Source organism: Paraglaciecola sp. L1A13 (assembly GCF_009796745.1).
Taxonomy (GTDB): Bacteria; Pseudomonadota; Gammaproteobacteria; order Enterobacterales; family Alteromonadaceae; genus Paraglaciecola.
In genome coordinates, this window is record NZ_CP047024.1 from 4,678,036 (window position 1) to 4,698,485 (window position 20,450).

Consider the following 20,450-nt stretch of genomic DNA (forward strand, 5'->3'; position numbering starts at 1 on the left):
AACGCCATCATTTGATGGCGTTTTTTTATGTCTGAAATAACGAGTTTACTGAAGGAGTAGTTTGATTATTCGACGTCTAGGGGTTCAGGTGACAAAATAATTCCGGTGCGGTCTGCATACACATGATCTTCAGGCAAAAAGGTCACGCCACCAAAATTTACCGCAACATCCACTTCCCCAACACCTTTATCATCGGCACTAACAGGGATAGACGCAATGGCATGCACACCCACATTAATTTCTTCAAGATCATCAACCTCTCGCACACTGCCGTAACAGATAATACCTTCCCAGCCATTATCAAAAGCAATTTGCGCAGCCGTTGAATCGATCAATGCTCGACGCATCGAACCACCACCGTCAATCAGCAGTACTTTTCCAAGCCCTGGTTGTTCAAGCGCATTAAGGATCAAACCTTTATCTTCAAAACATTTGATTGTCGTTATTTCACCACCAAATGACGCGCGACCACCAAAACTTACAAACATAGGTTCGACCACATCAACACTATCGGCAAACAAATCACATAATGCAGACGTATTATATTCCATTGTTAATCCCCTTCAGTCGATTTACACCCAGTATACTGCTAGGCATTTGCAATGCTACTACTAATCATCCTTTTATCCCGCTTTTTGCCTACAACCGTTATGGGTAATTTAATTCATAAAGTGTTCTTTAATCTGTCACCTAAACTTCACACAGCAAAAATAGTATCAACCCATCGAATTGATTGCGCGTTGATGGAGTGTGACCTTGAAAACACTTACTCAGACAGACACCCAGCTATTTCATTGGCTCTTCGGACTTACCGCTAAGCGCGACTGCCGTTTAGTCATTTGGATGTCTCGCACAGGAGATGGCCATCTATACCTAATACTAGGTTTATTATTGTGGATATTTGAAGCTGAGCATGGCGCTCTGTTTATTTACAGCGCTTTGCTCGCTTATAGTCTTGAATTGCCTGTATACCTAATTTTAAAGAAGTTTTTACGTCGACAGCGCCCCTGTGACTTATTGCAAAATTTCAATGCTCATATTACGCCCTCAGACAAATTTAGCTTGCCCTCAGGCCATACTGCGGCAGCCTTTTTAATGGCGTCTTTAATCGCTAGCTTTTATCCATCAATGATGATTTTAGTGTATTGCTGGGCGAGTATTATTGGCTTGTCTCGCGTATTACTGGGTGTGCATTATCCAAGCGATATTATTGCTGGCGCCGCCTTGGGACTAAGCATGTCCTACTTCAGTTTATCCTTATTATAAGAGTCGAACCTTTGAAAATTCTTTACGGTGTACAAGGTACTGGAAACGGTCACACAACACGGGCTCGAGTCATGGCTAAAGCGTTTAACCAGCGCAAAGATATTCAGGTAGATTATTTATTCTCTGGTCGTGAAAAAGATAAATATTTCGACATGCAAGTATTCGGTGATTTTGCCAGTTATCGTGGATTAAGCTTTGAGACCAGGGCAGGTAAAATCAGTCAATACGAAACCCTAAAAGCCGCCAAAATACGTGAATTATATCGCGATATTAAAACAGTCCGCGCCCAGGATTACGATTTGGTCATCAATGATTTCGAACCCATTAGTGCTTGGGCTGCAAAATTAAACAACATCCCATCTATTTCTATCAGTCATCAGGCTGCATTTATGCACCCAATACCAAAACACGCGAGTACTTTGTTCGACCGCTTGATTACCCGATACTTCGCACCTACCGACTTGCAGCTCGGCGTGCACTGGTATCACTTTGGCCACGCTATTATGCCACCTTTTATTGAAGCTGATGACGCAAAAAGTCTACCATCGCGGACATATTTGGTGTACTTACCCTTTGAAGAAATAGCCGATGTTAGTGCGCTACTTGACACATTTTCAGAACATGACTTTGTTTGTTTCCATCCAAAAATAGAAGTCGATCATCAAATTGGAAATATTAGTTGGCGACGCCCGTCAAAAATGGATTTTTTGCATGTTTTACAGTCCTGTTCGGGTGTTATCGCCAATGCGGGATTTGAACTAGCGAGTGAATGTCTACATTTTGGTAAAAAGCTTTTAATTAAACCGTTAAGTGGACAATTTGAGCAGCTTTCTAATGCTAAAACCTTAACGCAACTTGGCCTCGGCCAGAGTATGTCCACATTAGACTCTGATATTGTTGAAGAATGGTTACTCAAACCAGCAATTGAGCGCATCGAGTATCCACAAAATCCAGATATTTTAATTGATTGGCTGCTCAAACGAGATTGGCAAGCGGTTAATTCTTTATGCGATCAATTGTGGAGTAAAGTTCGCTTTCCCCAATCTGTTATCACCCAACTCGATAAACTGCCAGTTATCAGCCGTTGATAGATACGTAATTAATATCCCCTCGAACTATCTAAACATGGCTGAATCAAAGGGCCGCTAAAGCTGATATAGATATAGAATATAATGCGTAAAGCACGGCTAACACGTTGCATTTTACGCTGGGAGTGCCATCATACGCGGCTACACTATCAGTTGAGGCCTGTGATGGGACGTAAAAGCATATTTCTATTAACGCTAATTAGCACTCTTACTCTGTTGACGCTGCAAGGTTGTGGGCAAAAGAAGCCGCTATTTTTGCCTGAAAAACCGCAACAGAATACGTTACCGCAAGCAGCGCCTCCTCCATCTCAAGATACGCAAGAAGGTAAGCAGTAATATGGATTTTTTTGGCTACAAAAATGAAAAACTATATGCAGAAGATGTATCACTGCAAAACATAGCCCAAACCCATGGTACTCCATGTTATGTTTATTCTCGGGCGACAATAGAGCGCCATTGGTTGGCATTCGACAAAGCAGCTGGAACACATCCACATTTGGTCTGTTACGCGGTAAAAGCTAACTCGAATTTAGGCGTATTAAGCGTATTGGCAAAGCTTGGCTCAGGGTTTGATATCGTTTCAGGCGGCGAATTACTGCGTGTACTAGCCGCAGGTGGTGACCCAACAAAAGTGGTATTTTCAGGTGTGGGTAAAACCCCTGAAGAAATCGCACTCGGTCTAGAACACAATATCAAGTGCTTTAATGTCGAATCACCAGCGGAATTAGAGCGCATCAGTCAAGTCGCTGTTGCTGAGAACAAAATTGCGCCAATCTCTATTCGCGTGAACCCAGACGTGGATGCAAAAACTCATCCGTATATCTCTACTGGTTTAAAAGCCAATAAGTTTGGCATCGAGCGAGAACAAGCTGTGGACGTATACCGTCATGCGGCCTCATTACCTAATTTGGTCATCAAAGGCATCGATTGTCACATCGGCTCTCAGCTAACTGAAATCGCCCCCTTTGTAGATGCCCTCGATAAGCTTTTATTGCTAATCGATGAATTGTCAGCAAACGACATAACGCTATCTCATTTAGATGTAGGAGGCGGTTTAGGTGTAACGTACAAAGATGAAACGCCGCCACACCCAGATGAATACACCCAAGCGATTACTCAGCGTATGAGCGGGCGTGAAGATCTGCAGCTTATTTTTGAGCCGGGTCGAGCCATTATGGCGAATGCGGGGGTACTGCTAACAAAAGTTGAGTTTTTAAAACAAGGTGCTGAAAAGAACTTTGCCATTGTTGATGCTGCTATGAATGATTTGATTCGCCCAGCGCTTTACTCCGCTTGGCAAAATATCATTCCGCTAGACATATCATTAACTCGCGATAGCGCCGTTTATGATGTGGTTGGTCCAATTTGCGAAACGGGTGATTTTATCGGCAAAGACCGTGAACTTGCCATAGAAGCGGGTGATTATCTGGCTGTGCGCAGCGCCGGTGCTTATGGATTTGTTATGGCGTCAAATTATAATAGCCGCTGCAAAGCAGCTGAGATTATGGTCGACAGTGATAAAGTGATAGTAGTGCGCGAGCGAGAAAAACTTGAAGATTTATGGCGCGGCGAAAGCGTGCTTTAGCGACCAAGTCGACCTCTTTGCACCTTAAGCCCGCGGGGCTGGGTGCAAATGCGTAGTCAGCTGTGCTTTGAAATGATATAAACGTCATTATAGGTACTTGATACAGGGCGATTGTCGCCTGGTTAAGTGATTTTTACGTAAGTGGCAAACATGCAAGTTCAGTTTTCAAAGATGCACGGCTTGGGTAACGATTTTGTCGTGATCGACAACGTGACTCAAAACGTTTTTTTCAGCAAAGAAAAGATTGCCCAATTGGCAGATCGCAACTTCGGCATCGGCTTCGACCAACTATTGGTTGTTGAGCCCCCGTACGATCCCGAGCAAGACTTCCATTACCGGATTTTCAATTCCGACGGGTCTGAAGTTTCTCAATGTGGCAACGGTGCCCGCTGTTTTGCACGTTTCGTTAAGATGAAAGGTCTAACGAATCGCAATAAAATAGTCGTCAGCACCAAGGCTGGCCGCATGGTGTTGTACCATGAACGTGACGGGCAAATTACGGTGAACATGGGCGAGCCCATTTTTGAGCCGGCAAAAATCCCACTTAAAGCCAACAAACAAGAAAACATTTACATTATTCGTAATAATGAGCACACCTTTTTCTGCGGTGCAGTTTCAATGGGAAATCCCCATTGCGTATTATTGGTCGATGATGTTGAAACAGCTGATGTAGAAGGCATCGGCAAAATGTTAGTTGCTCACGAACGATTCCCTGAAGGGGCAAACATAGGCTTTATGCAGATTTTGAACAGCGGTCATATTAAGCTACGCGTATATGAGCGCGGTGTGGGTGAAACTCTTGCCTGCGGTAGCGGTGCATGTGCCGCAGTGGCTATTGGCCAATTGCAGAAAAAACTAAATAAAGAAGTCACAGTCGATTTACCCGGTGGCACCTTGAAGATTCGTTGGCAGGGGCCAGGCTCAATCTTAAAAATGACAGGGACAGCGGAACATGTCTTTGATGGAAATATAACGTTATGAATGAAGCATCTGGTCAGCAAAAAAGTCAACTCGACGTCGCCTCCACTTTTGCTGAACCGGATGGCGTAACTGAACAACAGGTGGCGGAGTATCTCACCCAGCACCCTGATTTTTTCGTTAAACACCCTATAATACTTGAAGAACTGCAAATACCTCACGCGCAAAAAGGCAGCGTGTCACTTGTCGAACGACAAAGCGAACAGTTACGTCAAAAAGTGCGCTTGCTTAACACCAAACTAAGCCAACTGATCAGTATAGCCAAGCAAAACGAGGCTATTTACCGAATTTATGCGGATTTGAACTTACGCGTGCTTAAATGCACTGATATTAGCTCGGTACAGTTTGTCCTTGAAGAGATCATGCAGGAGCAGTTGAACTTGTCATCGGTTGCGCTCAAGCCCTATAAGGGGGCTTTTGCGATACCAGAAATTCAACGTAAGCTTTTTGCTGAAAAACGTTTCAAAGATAATGCTTTTTTCTTCGGTCGCCTAAGTGAGCATGAAAAAAAGCTGTTATTCAACGATCAACAGGCAGAGTCAGTTGCCTTATTGCGCTTAGGTGATAACGGCGAGTTAGGTATTTTGGCAATAGGAAGCAATGATCCCGGCCACTTTAATCCCGATATGGACACGCTACTCATCACGCAATTGCAGCAGTTTTTAAGTATTCTGTTGCCCAAATTAATCGCGTATTAGTGATGTCGCAGCCCAGTCTGCAACCCTCGTTAGACAAGTACTTCTATTATCTAAAGTACGAACGTAATCTTGCACCAAAATCAATTCAAAATTATCAACGTCAACTAGCAAGTATCTGTGATGTTTTAGATATAAATACTTGGGCGCAACTCACCGTTGATCATGTTCGGCAAATACTTAATCAAGCTCGCCGACAAGGCTTAAGTCCCCGCAGCATCGCACTTAGGCTTTCTGCGTTGCGGGGTTACTGCAGTTATTTAGTCGAGAAAAATATTCTAGCTAGCAACCCGGCAAAAGCCGTTCAGGCGCCTAAACAAGGTAGCCCGCTGCCCAAACAACTCAACGTAGATGAGATGCATCAACTGCTCGACTTTGATGATGATTCGTTACTCGGAGTCCGTGACAAGGCCATGTTGGAATTAACCTACAGTTGCGGTTTACGTTTAGCTGAACTAGCCGATTTAAATCTCGAGAGTATCCAAGACGATGCACAGCTGCGGGTCATGGGTAAAGGCAGTAAAGAACGCATATTACCCATCGGGAAAACAGCCCTAGGCTGCCTGAATGAATGGCTAAAAGTGCGCGGCGAATTGGTAGACGGTGATGAACATGCGCTGTTTCTCAGTAAACACAGACGTAGGATCAGCCACAGACAAATTGCTAAGCGTATGCAGTTGTGGGCCAAGCAACAGCATTTAGACCAGCATATTAATCCCCATAAGTTACGTCACTCATTTGCCACGCATATTCTCGAATCGAGCGGCGACTTACGTGGGGTGCAAGAACTACTAGGACATGCAAATTTATCTACGACTCAGGTTTATACACACTTGAACTTTCAACATTTAGCGAGCGTATACGATACGGCGCACCCCAGAGCCAAAAGGCGCAAATGAGCTTGACACGTTAAGAGGATGAAACTGCGTAAATGATTTACTACCGTAAAACAGGCCAAATAAAGGCCATGACATTTGATCTCGATGACACCCTGTACGATAACTATCCTTATATCATTCGAGCCGAGCATGCCTTGATCGAATTCTTAGGTAGCTTCGCCGATGATCCTGCCCACAGTCACGCCGACTATTGGCGTCGCCACAAACATGCAACCTTGCAGCAAAAACCAAATTTACACAGCGATATGGGTTTGTTACGTAGAGAAGTTCTAACCAGTGGCCTGCAAGCATTCGGTCACAGCGGCTCTGCGCTAAAAAATGCAGTAGACGAAGCATTTGATTTTTTTTACTTTGAGCGTAGCAACTTTCAGGTCAGCGAAGACGTGACTCGCATTCTAAGCGAGCTTGGTGAACGTTGGCCTTTGGTAGCTATTACTAATGGCAACGTCAACCTTGAGCAAATTGGTATCGCGGACTATTTTCAAAAAAGTTTTCATGCCAGCTTAGCGTTTCCTATGAAGCCCAATAACGCCATGTTCGATGCTGCCCAACAGTTGCTTAATTTACCGAGTGATTCTATTTTGCACGTAGGGGATAACTTAGAAAAAGACGTGCTTGGTGCGAAAAAAGCTGGCTTTATGAGTGCCTGGTATGCGGATAATCGCAATATGAACCTTCAGAATGAAGATGTGACCGTTTTACCGGATATTCAGTTGCAACACTTAAGTGAGCTTTGCACCCTATAGCCGGTAAATTCAACTGACAGTAAATACCGCCGTTGCTCGGGTCCGATAGAACAAATCAGCTAAGCTTTAGCTGATTTGTAATTAGTCTTCTAATACGTTTTGGCGCATGGTCAGACACGGATTTTGGCAGCTCGGTTTACCAACAATCTTAGCAGGTACACCCGCGACAGTTACATGGGCAGGTACATCACTTAATACCACGCTACCCGCCCCCACTTTAGCTCCTGGCCCAATTTCAATATTGCCCAATATTTTAGCGCCTGCACCTATCATTACACCTCGGCGTACTTTTGGATGACGATCGCCACTCTCATTTCCTGTGCCGCCAAGTGTCACTGATTGCATAATGGATACATTGTCTTCAATCACCGCCGTTTCACCAACTACAATGCCTGTAGCGTGATCGAACATCACGCCTTGGCCAATATAGGCAGCTGGATGAATGTCTACTGACAATACTTCAGAGCTTCGACTTTGCACGAACAGGGCCAATTCATGGCGTCCCATCAACCAGAGCATATGAGCAAACCTATGTACTTGAATAGCGTGAAAGCCTTTAAAATATAACAAGACTGTAAGGAAAGATTTCACTGCAGGATCACGCTCAAACGTGGCTTGAATGTCAAAAACCGTTGCGTCAACAAGCAATGGTTGATCGCGATAGGCTTGGCTCAACATGCTACGCAGTGCTTCGGCCGACATGACTTTGTCTGACAGTTTATTAGACAAAATAAAGCTCAATGCCCCAGCAAAGTTATCTTGTTTTAAAATGCATTCGTCAACGTAGGTCGCGAGTACGGGCTCTTTTTCAGCCATCACCTTAGCTTCATCACGAAGCGTTAGCCAAAAGTTATTGTCCACGGTATACCCTCTAGTTCGTATTACTTTGCAGTGTAATCAGTTGTGATGTTAAAGCCCAATATTGACTAAGAACAAATTCATTAATTGTATAAAAACACAGTATAACTGTTATAATGCAAGCATAATTCTACAGCATTTTTCTCCCCATGGATGTATCTCGACTCTTAGAACAACTCAACGATAAACAACGCGACGCCGTTGCATCTCCCGCCGCCGATATGCTTATTTTGGCCGGTGCGGGCAGCGGTAAAACTCGCGTATTGGTTCACCGTATTGCCTGGTTAATGGAAGTCGAAGGTATCGCACCTTGGGGTATTCTGGCGGTAACCTTTACCAATAAAGCCGCTCGAGAGATGCGTGGGCGGATCGAAGAGTTGCAAGGCGGTGCACTAACCAGCATGTGGATAGGTACCTTCCATGGTATTGCCCATCGTCTGCTACGCACCCACTACGCTGAAGCCAAGTTACCCGAAAATTTTCAGATCCTCGACTCAGATGATCAATATCGTTTAGTGCGTAGGGTGATAAAAAGTATGAACTTGGACGAAAAGCAATGGGCGCCCAAGCACGTTCAGTGGTACATAAATGGCAATAAAGACGAAGGCTTACGCCCAGAGCATATTGATACTCATGGCGATTACAATCAGCAAAAACTGCGTGACATCTATCAAACTTATCAGCAAACGTGTGATCGGGCTGGATTAGTAGATTTTGCTGAGTTGCTGCTTCGCGCTCATCGCCTATGGTCGGAAAATCCAGAGCTACTTAAACATTATCAGAATCGATTTCGCGCCGTATTAGTTGATGAGTTTCAAGATACCAACAATATTCAATATGCTTGGCTACGTCTATTAGCTGCCCCTACCAACAATATGATAATTGTTGGTGACGACGACCAGTCAATTTATGGCTGGCGTGGGGCCAACGTACAAAATATTCAGCATTTTTTACGTGACTATCCGAATGCTAAAACCATACGCCTAGAGCAGAACTACCGTTCTACGGGCAATATTCTTAAAGCTGCTAATGCGGTCATAGATAACAACCAAGGCCGCCTTGGCAAAGAACTATGGACCGATGGTGTAGACGGCGAGCTCATCTCTTTATATGCCGGTTTTAACGAATTAGATGAAGCGCGTTTTGTGGTTTCACGGATCAAAGATTGGCATACCCAAGGCAATGCTCTGAGCGATTGTGCCATCTTATATCGCAATAACGCACAGTCCCGCGTATTAGAAGAAGCCTTACTACAAGAATCAGTCGCCTATCGAATCTACGGCGGGCTGCGCTTCTTCGAACGTCAAGAAATTCGAGACGCCTTAGGTTATTTGCGGATCATTAACCAGCAGATTGATGACGCAGCTTTTGAGCGCGTGGTGAATACGCCAACCCGAGGCATCGGCGATAAAACCTTGGCACAAGTCCGCGAACAAGCGAAAGAACATGAGCTTTCAATGTGGCAAGCCAGCCTGCAGCTATTACGCGAAAAACGTTTATCAGGCCGTGCGTCCAATGCCTTACAGTCGTTTATTGATTTAGTTTTAGAGTTACAAAAAAATACTCAAGAACAACCATTAGAGCTGCAAGCCGATCATGTGATTAAGCATTCTGGTTTGTACGCTATGTACAAGGCTGAAAAAGGCGAGAAAGCCCAAGCCCGTATCGAAAACTTAGAAGAATTAGTTACCGCTTGTAAGCAATTTGCACCGCCAGAAGAAGCAGAAAACATGTCGCCCCTGTCGGCCTTTTTAGCCCATGCTTCACTTGAGGCTGGGGACGCTCAAGCTGACAAACACCAAGATGCAGTGCAGATGATGACTATACATAGCGCTAAGGGCTTAGAGTTTCCTATGGTGTTGTTGGTGGGCGTAGAAGAAGGTATGTTCCCCAGCCAAATGAGTAACGATGAGCCGGGTAAAATCGAAGAGGAACGGCGCTTATGTTATGTAGGCATGACCCGTGCTATGCAAAAGCTTTATATTACCTATGCAGAGAATCGTCGAGTTTACGGCCAAGATAAATACCACACTCAGTCACGTTTTATCAAAGAAATACCGAGCGAATATATAGAAGAAGTACGCCTGCGAACTAAAGCAACGGTATCGCGTCCAATGCAAAGCCGTTTTCAATCGTCAGCTAGTCATACAGCATTTGATTCTACAGGCTTTAAGCTGGGTGAACGCGTCGCCCATCGTAAGTTTGGCGAAGGCACGGTGCTAAACTATGAAGGTAGCGGCGAACACGCTCGGGTTCAGGTAAACTTTGATGATGTTGGTAGTAAATGGTTAGTGCTTTCGTTCGCTAAATTAGACAAAATATAAAAATGTAAACTTTGAATGAGTAACTAGGTACTATGTGGTTAACACAAAGTTGCGTACCGTCTTTGTATCTAGCAAAAGGTAAACTCGTTTTATGCGTCCTAAAGTACTGGTAATTGACGGTAACGAACACAGTTTAGATATTATCGCCAGTTTGCTACTAAAGGCCAAACTAACGCCAGTCAGGGCCACCAGCCTGACTGCTGCGCAACATTTATTTTCAAACTCGGCGCCAGAAGACTTTTTGTGTGCCATTGTAGACTACCGCTTACCTGATGCTCCCATTGGTCAAGCCATTGATTTTGCCCTGAGCTCATTTTTGCCCACGATTGCAACCACCGAATTTTTAGATGCTGAAACTCGCGCAGGTATTCTCAACAAAAACGTAATTGACTACATTCTTAAAGAGAATGAACAAGTTTACGAATATCTCAGTGTATTGCTCAACCGCTTACAGAAAAACAAAAGTATCGGCGTGTTGGTGGTCGACAATGCCAGAATCAGCCGCAATCGCAGCACTTCATTGCTGCGTCGTCATAATTTCATCACCCATCAAGCCACAACAGGCCAGCAGGGTCTAGAGGCGTTAACACACTTTAGCCATGTTAAATTAGTCATAATAGCCAACGAATTACCCGATATGAGCGGCATTGAAATGCTTAGTGAATTGCGTAAACGCGCCAAAAAGGATGATATTGCAGTTATTGGTTTATCTGATCACAGTGATACTGGGGTTTCAGCCCGTTTTATTAAAAGTGGTGCAAACGATTACTTGGCGCAACCTTACGGCCAAGAAGAGTTTCTATGCCGAATTATGCAAAACATTGAATTAATAGAAAATATTGAGCTTATTCGATTGGCCGCAAATTCGGACTTTCTAACCGGCTTACCCAATCGACGTCACTTCTTCGAGCGCGTTGCCGCTGCCGATCAGTTGGTCCCTTTACACCACAGCGTAGCGCTTATCGATATTGATCATTTCAAATTGATTAACGACACCTATGGCCACGATTGCGGTGATTACACATTACGCGAAATTGCCAAATTGGTTGCGGCTACCTTTGAGTCACACATACCCGCACGGTTCGGCGGGGAAGAGTTTTGTGTCTCTATGCCCAATGTTGATTTACCGGCCGCCGCGCAGATCCTTGAAGATTTCCGCCAAGATCTAGCGAATATCACCTTCAAATTCGAGGGGCAGACTTTCCACATCAGTGTCAGTATTGGCGTGACAGCCATTAAGCACGGTGGTGTAAATGGCATGCTACGTAAAGCAGATGAATACCTATATCAGGCCAAGAAAAATGGCCGTAATCGTGTAGAGCACGATCACATCCCTGTGAACTAACCTTGTGCGTGCTTAAGAGCCTTTCTAATTTTTCGATACTGACGCAGGGAGTCGTAACTAAACAACCCTAGCGCTAGCCATACAAAGCCAAACATCACTATTTTACTGCCATCAAGAGGCTCATCATAAACCACCGCGGCTAACACAAACATAATGCTCGGGCCGATGTATTGAAAGAACCCCAAGGTCGAAAACATAATGCGTTTCGCTGCCGCGGTAAAACACAGTAAAGGCGCAGTGGTCACAATACCGGCACAGATAAGTGTGACGTTCAAAGTCGAATCGTTAGACAGCATATTACTCCACTCACCTGCGAACCAAATCCAATAGACGATCGCAGGCGGTAACAATAAGCTACTTTCAACCAGTAAACCGGGTAATGAATCCACAGCGACTTGCTTGCGTAACAAACCATAAACACCGAAAGTGCCGGCTAGTGCTAGCGCAACCCAAGGCAATTGCCCATAACTGACGATAAAATATACCACACCAAAAAGGGCTAAACCCACCGCCACTTTTTGCAAGCGCCGTAGTCGTTCACCTAAGAATAAACGGCCCAAAAATATATTTAGCAGGGGGTTTATGTAATAACCTAAACTGGCATCCAATAGATGATTATTATTGATAGCCCAAATAAAAATAAACCAATTCGCCGCAAGTAGTACCCCTGAAATCAATAAAACCTGCATGACCTTAGGATTAAAAACCGCTTGTTTGACCTTCTCAAACTTACCGGTAATCCCCACCAGCACAACCAAAACAACGACAGACCAGACAATACGATGCATTAATATTTCCATCGCGGGGACTTGCCCTATCAGCTTGAAGTACAGTGGCGCTACACCCCACATGGTATAAGCCGCTATTGCGAACAAAATACCTGACCTCACTGATTTATCATTCATCTTGCCACCCCTTGTTTATCAAGCGCGGGAGTGTGAGTTAACTGTCGGTAAAAAGCAATATTCAAACCCTGATCCTATAAAGTTGGCGCGCAATGTTGCAACAGAGGCTGCAAGTAAGGACGGAGGTAATTTTGTGGTCGCCGCCGATGCTGTGAAAAATCTATGCAAGCTACTAACACTGATTTAATTAGAGCTTGTGATGAAATTCATATTCGATTTACACAACACTCACCAATAACAATGCATGGGGCACAAAAAATCTGCAGATAATTGGTAATATGCGCTAACAATAATCATTTATTAACCGTAAGGCTAAAAATCCGTTTTATCTTTAGCCTAGCCATTTATTGGACAATCCCCACCCAGTAAAATTTGCAAAGACCCTGACTCATTGTGCCACAAAGACAAGGTTCCGATGGTATAAGTCCTTGCAAATGACGATGAAATTCCATCACCATTTTTATATTTTATTATCTTGAATAGGCCTCAAGCCTAGGTAATGCCTTAGTGTGCGAGAATATCCCATATATTGCTACCTTCTGCGCGAGGGCGTTTCTTAATTTGGTATACATCCTGCTTTTAGTGGTTTACATAGATGCATATTTTTCACCATTTGAGCCAGGTCAAAGGTGCTGTAACCCCCTAATAGGACAAGTATGGTCGCTTATTTCAAACGTAAAACTAAGCAGTTTATCGAATCTAAAAACATGTATATGGCGCTGGTCATCGCTTCATTTTTGGAATCGATAATTGTGCCAATTCCATTAGAGGCAGTGCTTATTCCCTTAATGCAGGCCAAGCGCGAAAAAATTTGGCTATTAGCCTTCTTAGCAACATTAGGCTGTATTTTTGGTGCGATCATTGGTTATGGCGTTGGCTACTACTTATTTGATCAGTTTGCCGAACAAATTGCTAGTTGGTTCTCGGACCCGCAACAATTAGAAAACGTCAAAAACCAGATGCAGCAACAAGGCTTTTGGTACGTGTTGTCTGTTGGTATTATTCCCATTCCGTTCCAAATAGCCATGTTGGCCGCCGGAGCGGCGAAGTACTCGCTCTTTATGTTCTTGTTGGCTACCTTAATTGCCCGCACGATCCGCTATTTTGGCCTGGCCTTATTGGTAAAAGTTGCGGGTAATAAAGCCGAAGCTATTTTCAGAAAGTATAAAATTCCCACGGCTATCGTGCTAACACTAGCGGTGGCGATTTTCTGGTGGGTAAAGCACTAGCCTATAAATATCAAGGATAAAATGATGAGTGATGATTTAGAACATGGGGAGCACGATCACGAAGCAAGAATCGTCTCACCTTCTGGCGAGTTGCTGTTTAATGAAGATACCCGCGAGCGAACCAAAGAGCGTACTCGTGAAAGCAAAGAATATGTTTCGGTCATCGTTAAACGCGTGGATGAAACCTTCCGTCATCCTGACGATATTCTGGAAAAAGCCATTGACGAAGGGGTCGAGCAACTCGCTAGACCCGCTATGTCATTATTTATGTCAGCACTGGCTGCTGGCATGATCATTTGTTTTACCGTGTTAGCCGTAGGCGTGATGACCACCATAGTTGGCGATCTTTCCAGTGGCTTTAATCGAGTACTCGTTGCCTTGGTTTATCCTTTGGGTTTTGTAATGTGTATTTTAAGTCGCACACAGCTATTTACTGAACATACGGCTACTGCCTTTTACCCTATTTTAGACAGACGCATAAGCATTTTTCGCATGTTTCGTCTATGGGCAATTGTGATTGCGGGCAATATTATCGGCGGTATTTTCAGTGCAGGTTTGCTGGCCATGAGCGATGAAGTTATTCATGCTAGTCCGGGTTATCTGATTATCGCCGAGCATATTTTGTCATACTCGCCAGGAACATTGCTCGTTAGCGCAACCCTCGCAGGATGGTTAATGGCGCTTGGCGCTTGGACCATACTATCTACCCATTCAACCACCAGCCAAATACTGTGTATTTACATCGTTACTTTTATTATTGGTTTAGGTGGGTTACATCACTCTATTGCGGGCTCGGTTGAATTACTGGTAGGCTACTTTACCTCTGACAAAATTTCTCTTATTAGCATGGTAAGCGCGTTGTCTGTAATGCTACTCGGTAACGCCATTGGCGGCTCTGTATTTGTGGCTCTGCTCAATTACAGCCACATCCGAAAGCTGAATAAATAGTTAAATCTGATAAACGACGTTCATGGCTGATGTTTATCAGATATTTTGCAGAGACATGTATTTTGATACTTTTATGTAGCAAAGTGCGGTGTCGCTCTCAGACCGCCATGAAGGTTTCAAAGCGCCGTACGCACTAAACGCCAGCCACAATAACTGCTTAAACTGGTCACAACCGTGCCCCATGCCCAATCTTGCAAACTGATGCCCAGGGGCCACCCTGCTAGCAGCGCATAATTAGTCATGTTGTAGGCACCATACGCCGCAGCACCTAACACGGCTCCGCCAAGCAGCACATTTTTGCCCTGTGCGGCCTGATAATTAGGCCGTATAACTAAATATACAATGGCCATACAATACAAGCCATAAAATACTATCCAAGGCCAAATGCGTACATCAGTACGCATTAATCCTTCCATTGCCTCGATATAACTATCTTTCGCTATCAGCCCTAGCCATACAGCATCTAAAAGCAAGAAACCCAGTAACGCCCCCAAATAGGCGCGAATTGATTTATTCATATTGTCATCCTTTATTAGCCATATACGCTCACAAGCACTAGCGGTGAGCCATCGTTAATTAATGTTACGAAAAGTATGAAAAAAACGACCAAAAAAATTATTTTCACACACAGAAAGAACTACCTTAGTTGTGTAAATATTACCGCGTGTAGATCATGAAATAGGTTTTGCATGAAATAAAAATTATATTTTTCAATAAATTAGACACTCACCATGATTGGTACGATGCTCGCATTGTTAACGCATACAAATATAGCGAATGTGCAACTGACGAGGAATAAAAATGAAAATTTTTGAAGCGTTACGTAACGATCATAACGTTCAGCGTGACTTGATGAACAAGTTAATCAATACATCTGGCAAAAGCGATATCCGTATCCATGCATTCAATGAATTAAAAGAAGCCCTTGAAAGTCACGCCTTGGCGGAAGAGCGTTTTTTCTATGCTCCGCTGATGGAATCAGATGATATGGCGGACCAATCCCGTCATGCCATTGCAGAACATCACGAAATCGATGAGTTGATCGAAAAACTTGAACAGACCGATATGAGCTCGTCAGCTTGGTTGACCCATATGAAAAGCCTGCAACATTTGGTGTTGCATCATTTAGATGATGAAGAGCATCAATTCTTTCAAATGGCAGGTAAGGTGCTAAACGAAACTCAAAAGAGTAAATTGGCTAGTAACTACCGCGAAGAAATGCGCGAGCAACAAACAGCCTAATTCACTGCCTCCCAGAGGCTTTATCGGCCATAAATGCTTAACCATAAGCAATCTACATAAGAGGATAATCATGAATATTGAAAAACTAACCCCAGGGGCTACTTTCCCCAGTATCGAAGTATTAAATAACAAGGGAGAATGTGTTCCGCTAATTAATCCAATAAGTCCAGAGCATTGGACTATGGTTGTGGTGTATCGAGGTGTGCATTGTCCTGTGTGCACTAAGTATTTAACCCAACTGCAGGAAATGCGCACGCAGTTTCAAGATATCAAAGTGGATATCGTTGCCGTGTCAGCCGATACCGTTGAGCAGTTGAACAAAAAGCTAGATGATGTAGCTGCTGAATACCCCGTCTACGCTGGTCTAAGCATGGATTACATGAAGGAATTAGGGTTATTCGTATCAGATCCTAGATCAGACGCGGAAACCGATCACCCGTTCCCAGAACCAGGCTTGTTCGTTATTAATTGTGATAACAAGGTGCAGGTACTTGAAATAGCTAACAGTCCATTTGTTCGCCCTGATCTAAACATGTTGGTATCAGGCTTAGGTTACACGCGTAAGAATAACTACCCCATTCGTGGCACCAAAGCGATTTAACCGGCTAAAAGTAAAAACCTAAGCGTTTTGTCTAAAACGCTTAGGTTAACCCAACGAAAAAACCAAACCATTCATGGGCCGTCAGCAATTCAGTAAAGGAATCCCCGTATGTTTATTGTCAAGTATTACCTAGGTGGTGCGTTGGCCGCTTTACTGTTGGCGTACTTCAGCGCAAATATACTCGTCTCCGTGCCATTAATATGGATCGGATTATCGCTACTGTGCGTCGGTAGCGCTTATTTACTGCAAAAGCCTGCTATTTTTCGTAAGAAGCAAGACGGATCGATTCCCTTTTATATACGTTGGCTGTTTATTCCTTTCTTATTAGGTGTTCAACTTTATAACAGTTGGGCGCGAAAGCATGACAGGGTTCCCGCCATTCAGAAGATTGACGATGATCTGTATCTTGCCTGTCGCTTATTTCCTAGTGATGTAGAACAGTTACATGACTTGAACGTGAACGCTATTTTAGATGTTACCGCCGAATTTGATGGACTCGACTGGACTGCCACGTCCGAAGAACTCGCCTATCTAAACGTCCCTGTGCTTGATCATCAAAGCCCCAGTGAGGAGGATTTGATCCGAGCTGTAAACTGGATTGATAATCACCGCCGAGCAAAACGCGGTGTGGTTGTGCACTGTGCGTTAGGTCGAGGAAGATCAGTGCTTGTGATGGCAGCCTATTTACTCAGGGTAAACCCTCAGATGAGTGTGCGACAAGCCATTTCAAGCATTCAAGATGTACGAGAAACCGCGCGCTTAAATGGGCATCAGCTTCGGGCATTATGCAAGATATTTGATGGTGGCAAATTAAGTCCCAAGGCACCAACTTGGTTAATCGCAAATCCGGTATCAGGGGCCGGGAAATGGCCCGAGAATCGGGAATTTATTGAGCAACGCTTGTCATCTTCGATGCAGCTTAAAATAGTCGAAACCACTCCAGATATCAGCGCCAAAACCTTGGCAAAACAAGCAGTTGAAGCCGGTGCGGGTCTGGTTATAGCATGCGGTGGGGATGGCACATTGACGGAAGTAGCGTCTGTATTGGTAGGTAGCAAGGTGCATTTTGCAATCATCCCAATGGGCACCGCAAATGCCCTCGCCCACGCCTTGTTTGGTACTAAGTCAAAAGTGATGCCCATAGAGGTCGCTTGTGAGCATATCGAGAATGGCGTTCCCACAAAAATTGATACTGCCAGCTGTAACGAGCGCTTAATGCTATTAGTCACCGCTGTAGGTTTTGAGCAGAAAATGATTGAAGGTGCTGATCGCGATGAAAAGAACCAAGGAGGCCAAATGGCATACATTAAAGCTCTTTGGGAGGCAGTCAATGTTAATGACTCTCTTGATCTTCGCATCGCTATAGATGACGAGGCACAGCAGTCGTTGTCGGTCTGTAGCCTTGTAGTGGCTAATGCTGCGCCCTTTACTACCGTACTGGCACAGGGCGGAGGCGAGCCTGATGTAAAAGACGGTGAGCTGGATCTTACCTGGTTGCCCCCACAAACCTCTGTTAGCGAGCATATGTTTAGTTTGTCTGAATTGATTGCCCCCAGCTTATTCGCTGATGCAGAGAATAAAAATGTTCATCACCAACGCATTAAAAAGATAAAAATATCTGCCGACCAGCCACTTAACTATGTTATCGATGGTGAAACATATCGAGATGACGCCTTGGATATACGCATTAACCCAAGCTCACTAATCATGTTGATTGCCCCTGATCAATAATGTTCACAGCGTTAAGCAAAATCGATTGAAAGGGTAAGTACCATGCTTGCCTTTTTTTATGTCCTGCATTTAGGTAGATAAACCACTCAACTATTCCCTACTTTGGTGTGCACTTTTTACCATACCCGCAGTAATTTTTGCCTAAGCTAAAAAGAGTAATCTACTGAAAGCCTTGTAAACAAAGGACTGCAAGGTTGGCTTCAATTTTGAATAAGACAATATATCAAGACAAACTCAATAAGCTGCGTAGTTGACTCGCAGCAAAGACCCAAAAGAGCATCGCTAATGAATATATTGCCTGATTACATTTTGCTAAAGCCGACCTTAACCCTTTGTATGATTTGCCTTTGTTTATTCGGTTGTACCAGCGTCCCGCCAACCCAGTATCAGGCAGCCCAAGAAAATGGGGCTCAGGGTTATAGCCATATTCAGTTAAGCGATAATCAATATCGTGTTGTGTTTAAAGGCAACAAAAGTACTACCGAAAATGATGTAAAAAATTTCGCGCTACTTCACGCTGCCGAGTTAACTACCGCACAAGGCTATAATTGGTTTACCGTTGTTGAAAGCGATACTGACATTGAAACAAAAGACCTAACTCGCGTTGGCCCAAGTACCATAAACCCCATACAGGGCGACACAACTTGCGGTTTACTTGGCTGTGCTACACCAAGCTCTCCTAACTATGCTGGCGGCGAAGTCACCACCAAGCAGGTAAAAGAAAACATCATGTCTTCACTGCTTATTACCATGGGCAAGGGTGATCCAAAGACTCCACTGGAAGTATTCGACGCTGTGCAACTTGCTAAAAATTTGCGCCAAGCTCATTAGATTAACTGCTGCACGTCATGTGCGTTCCCCCTTGCGAGTACCTATTGGTACTCGCTTTTTTCATTTTTAATAGCCTTAGGAGCAGATAATGGAATTTAAAGCACTCGGCGATTTTTCTTCATTGATCAACGATAAACTACAGAGTTGGCTCGAGCAAACTATCGCCCACCTGCCAAATTTCGTCGTCGCCATCGTGATAATTATCGTCTTCTCTATCTTAGCGCGCGTGATGAGCAAAATGCTGCGTAAAGGCTTACACCGAGCTCTTGATTCAAGACAAATCGCTGACCTGCTCGCATCGATATTTAAAGCGGTGGTAATGTGTACCGGTATATTTATCGCCTTAGAATTTTTAGGCTTATCCGGAACGGTTACCTCGTTATTAGCTGGTGCCGGCATTGTCGGTTTAGCCATTGGTTTTGCCTTTCAAGATATGACTGAAAACTTAATTGCCGGCATCGCGATGGGTATTAGAAAACCCTTTGAACTAGGTGATGTAGTTCAGGCAGAAGGTGTATTCGGTAATGTAAGGGCGATTAACTTACGCAATACGATCGTAGAAACCTTCTTCGGTCAAATTGAAGTTATTCCTAATAAAATTCTCTTCCGAAATATCCTGACTAACTATTCAACCATAGGTTTACGCCGACTTGAAATACCCGTGGGTATCTCTTATGGCGATGACCCAGCCGCAGCGGCCAAACTATTGACAGACAAGATCAACGAATGTGACTTTGTTATTAAAAAAGAAGAAACGGCAGTTTACGTAGAGAGCTTTGGTGACAGCAGCATCAATATGCTGGTGTGGTTTTGGATAGATTACCCAGGCGATACAGGATTTATGGTCGCCCGTCACGAAGCCATAATATTAATTAAAAAGACCCTAGAAGAAGCCGACTTCTTAATCCCGTTCCCTATTCGTACTTTGGACTTCGGTGCCAAAGGCGGTGAGAAGTTAGACTCTATGCTTGCCAGCCAGCAAAATACAGGAAAGGGCAGTGATGAAAATCATAGCGCTGAAAATAAAGGTGGCGAGCATAGAAGTAGTGAAAAACGCAGTACTGGCGAGAAAAGCGCAGATCAAACAAACGCAAAAACCGCAAGTGCGCCATCCTCTGTAAATGACAACCAATCATAATAAAAAGTGCATAAGGGATAATCTGTAAAAAGCACCTTGGG

21 protein-coding genes are annotated in these 20,450 nt (G+C 44.1%); 17 read left to right on the top strand and 4 right to left on the bottom strand.

Features of this window, described 5'->3' with window-relative positions; translation table 11 throughout:
• Positions 1–65: 65 nt before the first annotated feature.
• Positions 66–551, bottom strand: a complete 486-nt coding sequence (gene rraA, locus GQR89_RS19915; protein ID WP_158771836.1) for a ribonuclease E activity regulator RraA — start codon at positions 549–551, stop codon at positions 66–68.
• A 205-nt stretch (positions 552–756) separates the two neighbouring features.
• Here rraA and GQR89_RS19920 point away from each other — a divergent pair, with 205 nt between their 5' ends.
• The 8 genes from GQR89_RS19920 (at position 757) to GQR89_RS19955 (ending at position 7,257) form a co-directional block, all read left to right on the top strand.
• On the top strand, positions 757–1,266 hold the full coding sequence (locus GQR89_RS19920) for a phosphatase PAP2 family protein (RefSeq protein WP_158771837.1): 510 nt from the start codon (positions 757–759) through the stop codon (positions 1,264–1,266).
• A gap of 11 nt (positions 1,267–1,277) precedes the next feature.
• Positions 1,278–2,354, top strand: coding sequence for an MJ1255/VC2487 family glycosyltransferase (locus tag GQR89_RS19925; RefSeq protein WP_158771838.1), 1,077 nt, complete (start codon positions 1,278–1,280; stop codon positions 2,352–2,354).
• 165 nt (positions 2,355–2,519) lie between these two features.
• Entirely contained in the window at positions 2,520–2,690 is a 171-nt protein-coding gene (locus GQR89_RS19930) for a hypothetical protein (RefSeq protein WP_158771839.1), read from the top strand.
• A 1-nt stretch (position 2,691) separates the two neighbouring features.
• On the top strand, positions 2,692–3,939 hold the full coding sequence (gene lysA, locus GQR89_RS19935) for a diaminopimelate decarboxylase (protein WP_158771840.1): 1,248 nt from the start codon (positions 2,692–2,694) through the stop codon (positions 3,937–3,939).
• A gap of 150 nt (positions 3,940–4,089) precedes the next feature.
• Positions 4,090–4,920, top strand: coding sequence for a diaminopimelate epimerase (gene dapF / locus GQR89_RS19940; protein WP_158771841.1), 831 nt, complete (start codon positions 4,090–4,092; stop codon positions 4,918–4,920).
• Positions 4,917–5,615: a DUF484 family protein gene (locus GQR89_RS19945; protein ID WP_158771842.1), complete on the top strand. Its 699-nt coding sequence runs from the start codon at positions 4,917–4,919 to the stop codon at positions 5,613–5,615. Before dapF ends, GQR89_RS19945 begins: the two co-directional genes overlap by 4 nt.
• Positions 5,615–6,511 carry a tyrosine recombinase XerC gene (xerC, locus tag GQR89_RS19950; RefSeq protein WP_158771843.1) on the top strand — a complete coding sequence of 299 codons (897 nt, stop codon included), beginning with the start codon at positions 5,615–5,617 and terminating at the stop codon, positions 6,509–6,511. Before GQR89_RS19945 ends, xerC begins: the two co-directional genes overlap by 1 nt.
• 32 nt (positions 6,512–6,543) lie before the next feature.
• Positions 6,544–7,257 carry an HAD-IA family hydrolase gene (locus tag GQR89_RS19955; protein ID WP_158771844.1) on the top strand — a complete coding sequence of 238 codons (714 nt, stop codon included), beginning with the start codon at positions 6,544–6,546 and terminating at the stop codon, positions 7,255–7,257.
• A gap of 81 nt (positions 7,258–7,338) precedes the next feature.
• Here GQR89_RS19955 and cysE read toward each other — a convergent pair whose 3' ends face one another.
• Positions 7,339–8,118, bottom strand: a complete 780-nt coding sequence (gene cysE, locus GQR89_RS19960; RefSeq protein WP_158771845.1) for a serine O-acetyltransferase — start codon at positions 8,116–8,118, stop codon at positions 7,339–7,341.
• A gap of 146 nt (positions 8,119–8,264) precedes the next feature.
• Between cysE and uvrD the strand changes: the two genes are divergently transcribed.
• Both uvrD and GQR89_RS19970 read left to right on the top strand, forming a co-directional pair.
• Positions 8,265–10,439 carry a DNA helicase II gene (uvrD, locus tag GQR89_RS19965; RefSeq protein WP_158771846.1) on the top strand — a complete coding sequence of 725 codons (2,175 nt, stop codon included), beginning with the start codon at positions 8,265–8,267 and terminating at the stop codon, positions 10,437–10,439.
• A gap of 91 nt (positions 10,440–10,530) precedes the next feature.
• Complete coding sequence (locus GQR89_RS19970) at positions 10,531–11,784, top strand: diguanylate cyclase (RefSeq protein ID WP_158771847.1); 1,254 nt, start codon at positions 10,531–10,533, stop codon at positions 11,782–11,784.
• On the opposite strand, the gene rarD is transcribed toward GQR89_RS19970, so the two are convergent.
• Entirely contained in the window at positions 11,781–12,689 is a 909-nt protein-coding gene (gene rarD / locus GQR89_RS19975; protein ID WP_158771848.1) for an EamA family transporter RarD, read from the bottom strand. The two genes, GQR89_RS19970 and rarD, sit on opposite strands and share 4 nt — an antisense overlap.
• Before the next feature lie 656 nt (positions 12,690–13,345).
• Between rarD and GQR89_RS19980 the strand changes: the two genes are divergently transcribed.
• Together GQR89_RS19980 and GQR89_RS19985 are read left to right on the top strand one after the other, a co-directional pair.
• Positions 13,346–13,918, top strand: coding sequence for a YqaA family protein (locus GQR89_RS19980; protein ID WP_158771849.1), 573 nt, complete (start codon positions 13,346–13,348; stop codon positions 13,916–13,918).
• A gap of 24 nt (positions 13,919–13,942) precedes the next feature.
• Positions 13,943–14,866: a formate/nitrite transporter family protein gene (locus GQR89_RS19985; RefSeq protein WP_158771850.1), complete on the top strand. Its 924-nt coding sequence runs from the start codon at positions 13,943–13,945 to the stop codon at positions 14,864–14,866.
• A gap of 116 nt (positions 14,867–14,982) precedes the next feature.
• Here the strand turns inward: GQR89_RS19985 and GQR89_RS19990 are convergent, their stop codons facing one another.
• Positions 14,983–15,384 carry a DUF2177 family protein gene (locus GQR89_RS19990; protein WP_158771851.1) on the bottom strand — a complete coding sequence of 134 codons (402 nt, stop codon included), beginning with the start codon at positions 15,382–15,384 and terminating at the stop codon, positions 14,983–14,985.
• 283 nt (positions 15,385–15,667) lie between these two features.
• Here GQR89_RS19990 and GQR89_RS19995 point away from each other — a divergent pair, with 283 nt between their 5' ends.
• The 5 genes from GQR89_RS19995 to GQR89_RS20015 all read left to right on the top strand — a co-directional run bounded on the left by GQR89_RS19995 (position 15,668) and on the right by GQR89_RS20015 (position 20,409).
• Positions 15,668–16,108 (top strand): hemerythrin domain-containing protein, encoded by a 441-nt coding sequence (locus GQR89_RS19995; RefSeq protein WP_158771852.1) that lies wholly within the window; start codon positions 15,668–15,670, stop codon positions 16,106–16,108.
• Between the two features lie 70 nt (positions 16,109–16,178).
• Positions 16,179–16,709, top strand: a complete 531-nt coding sequence (locus GQR89_RS20000; RefSeq protein ID WP_158771853.1) for a redoxin domain-containing protein — start codon at positions 16,179–16,181, stop codon at positions 16,707–16,709.
• Positions 16,710–16,817: 108 nt separating this feature from the next.
• On the top strand, positions 16,818–18,440 hold the full coding sequence (locus GQR89_RS20005) for a diacylglycerol kinase family protein (protein WP_158771854.1): 1,623 nt from the start codon (positions 16,818–16,820) through the stop codon (positions 18,438–18,440).
• Positions 18,441–18,725: 285 nt separating this feature from the next.
• Entirely contained in the window at positions 18,726–19,271 is a 546-nt protein-coding gene (locus GQR89_RS20010; protein WP_158771855.1) for a hypothetical protein, read from the top strand.
• An 88-nt stretch (positions 19,272–19,359) separates the two neighbouring features.
• Positions 19,360–20,409 (top strand): mechanosensitive ion channel family protein, encoded by a 1,050-nt coding sequence (locus GQR89_RS20015; RefSeq protein WP_158771856.1) that lies wholly within the window; start codon positions 19,360–19,362, stop codon positions 20,407–20,409.
• Positions 20,410–20,450: the final 41 nt, after the last annotated feature.

What these genes read in the sequence shown, in the direction of transcription:
- rraA (WP_158771836.1), bottom strand. Translation starts at nt 551, where the DNA reads ATGGAATATAATACGTCTGCATTATGTGATTTGTTTGCCGATAGTGTT.
- GQR89_RS19930 (WP_158771839.1), top strand. Translation starts at nt 2,520, where the DNA reads ATGGGACGTAAAAGCATATTTCTATTAACGCTAATTAGCACTCTTACT.
- lysA (WP_158771840.1), top strand. Translation starts at nt 2,692, where the DNA reads ATGGATTTTTTTGGCTACAAAAATGAAAAACTATATGCAGAAGATGTA.
- dapF (WP_158771841.1), top strand. Translation starts at nt 4,090, where the DNA reads ATGCAAGTTCAGTTTTCAAAGATGCACGGCTTGGGTAACGATTTTGTC.
- GQR89_RS19945 (WP_158771842.1), top strand. Translation starts at nt 4,917, where the DNA reads ATGAATGAAGCATCTGGTCAGCAAAAAAGTCAACTCGACGTCGCCTCC.
- GQR89_RS19955 (WP_158771844.1), top strand. Translation starts at nt 6,544, where the DNA reads ATGATTTACTACCGTAAAACAGGCCAAATAAAGGCCATGACATTTGAT.
- uvrD (WP_158771846.1), top strand. Translation starts at nt 8,265, where the DNA reads ATGGATGTATCTCGACTCTTAGAACAACTCAACGATAAACAACGCGAC.
- GQR89_RS19970 (WP_158771847.1), top strand. Translation starts at nt 10,531, where the DNA reads ATGCGTCCTAAAGTACTGGTAATTGACGGTAACGAACACAGTTTAGAT.
- rarD (WP_158771848.1), bottom strand. Translation starts at nt 12,689, where the DNA reads ATGAATGATAAATCAGTGAGGTCAGGTATTTTGTTCGCAATAGCGGCT.
- GQR89_RS19980 (WP_158771849.1), top strand. Translation starts at nt 13,346, where the DNA reads ATGGTCGCTTATTTCAAACGTAAAACTAAGCAGTTTATCGAATCTAAA.
- GQR89_RS19985 (WP_158771850.1), top strand. Translation starts at nt 13,943, where the DNA reads ATGAGTGATGATTTAGAACATGGGGAGCACGATCACGAAGCAAGAATC.
- GQR89_RS19990 (WP_158771851.1), bottom strand. Translation starts at nt 15,384, where the DNA reads ATGAATAAATCAATTCGCGCCTATTTGGGGGCGTTACTGGGTTTCTTG.
- GQR89_RS19995 (WP_158771852.1), top strand. Translation starts at nt 15,668, where the DNA reads ATGAAAATTTTTGAAGCGTTACGTAACGATCATAACGTTCAGCGTGAC.
- GQR89_RS20000 (WP_158771853.1), top strand. Translation starts at nt 16,179, where the DNA reads ATGAATATTGAAAAACTAACCCCAGGGGCTACTTTCCCCAGTATCGAA.
- GQR89_RS20005 (WP_158771854.1), top strand. Translation starts at nt 16,818, where the DNA reads ATGTTTATTGTCAAGTATTACCTAGGTGGTGCGTTGGCCGCTTTACTG.
- GQR89_RS20010 (WP_158771855.1), top strand. Translation starts at nt 18,726, where the DNA reads ATGAATATATTGCCTGATTACATTTTGCTAAAGCCGACCTTAACCCTT.
- GQR89_RS20015 (WP_158771856.1), top strand. Translation starts at nt 19,360, where the DNA reads ATGGAATTTAAAGCACTCGGCGATTTTTCTTCATTGATCAACGATAAA.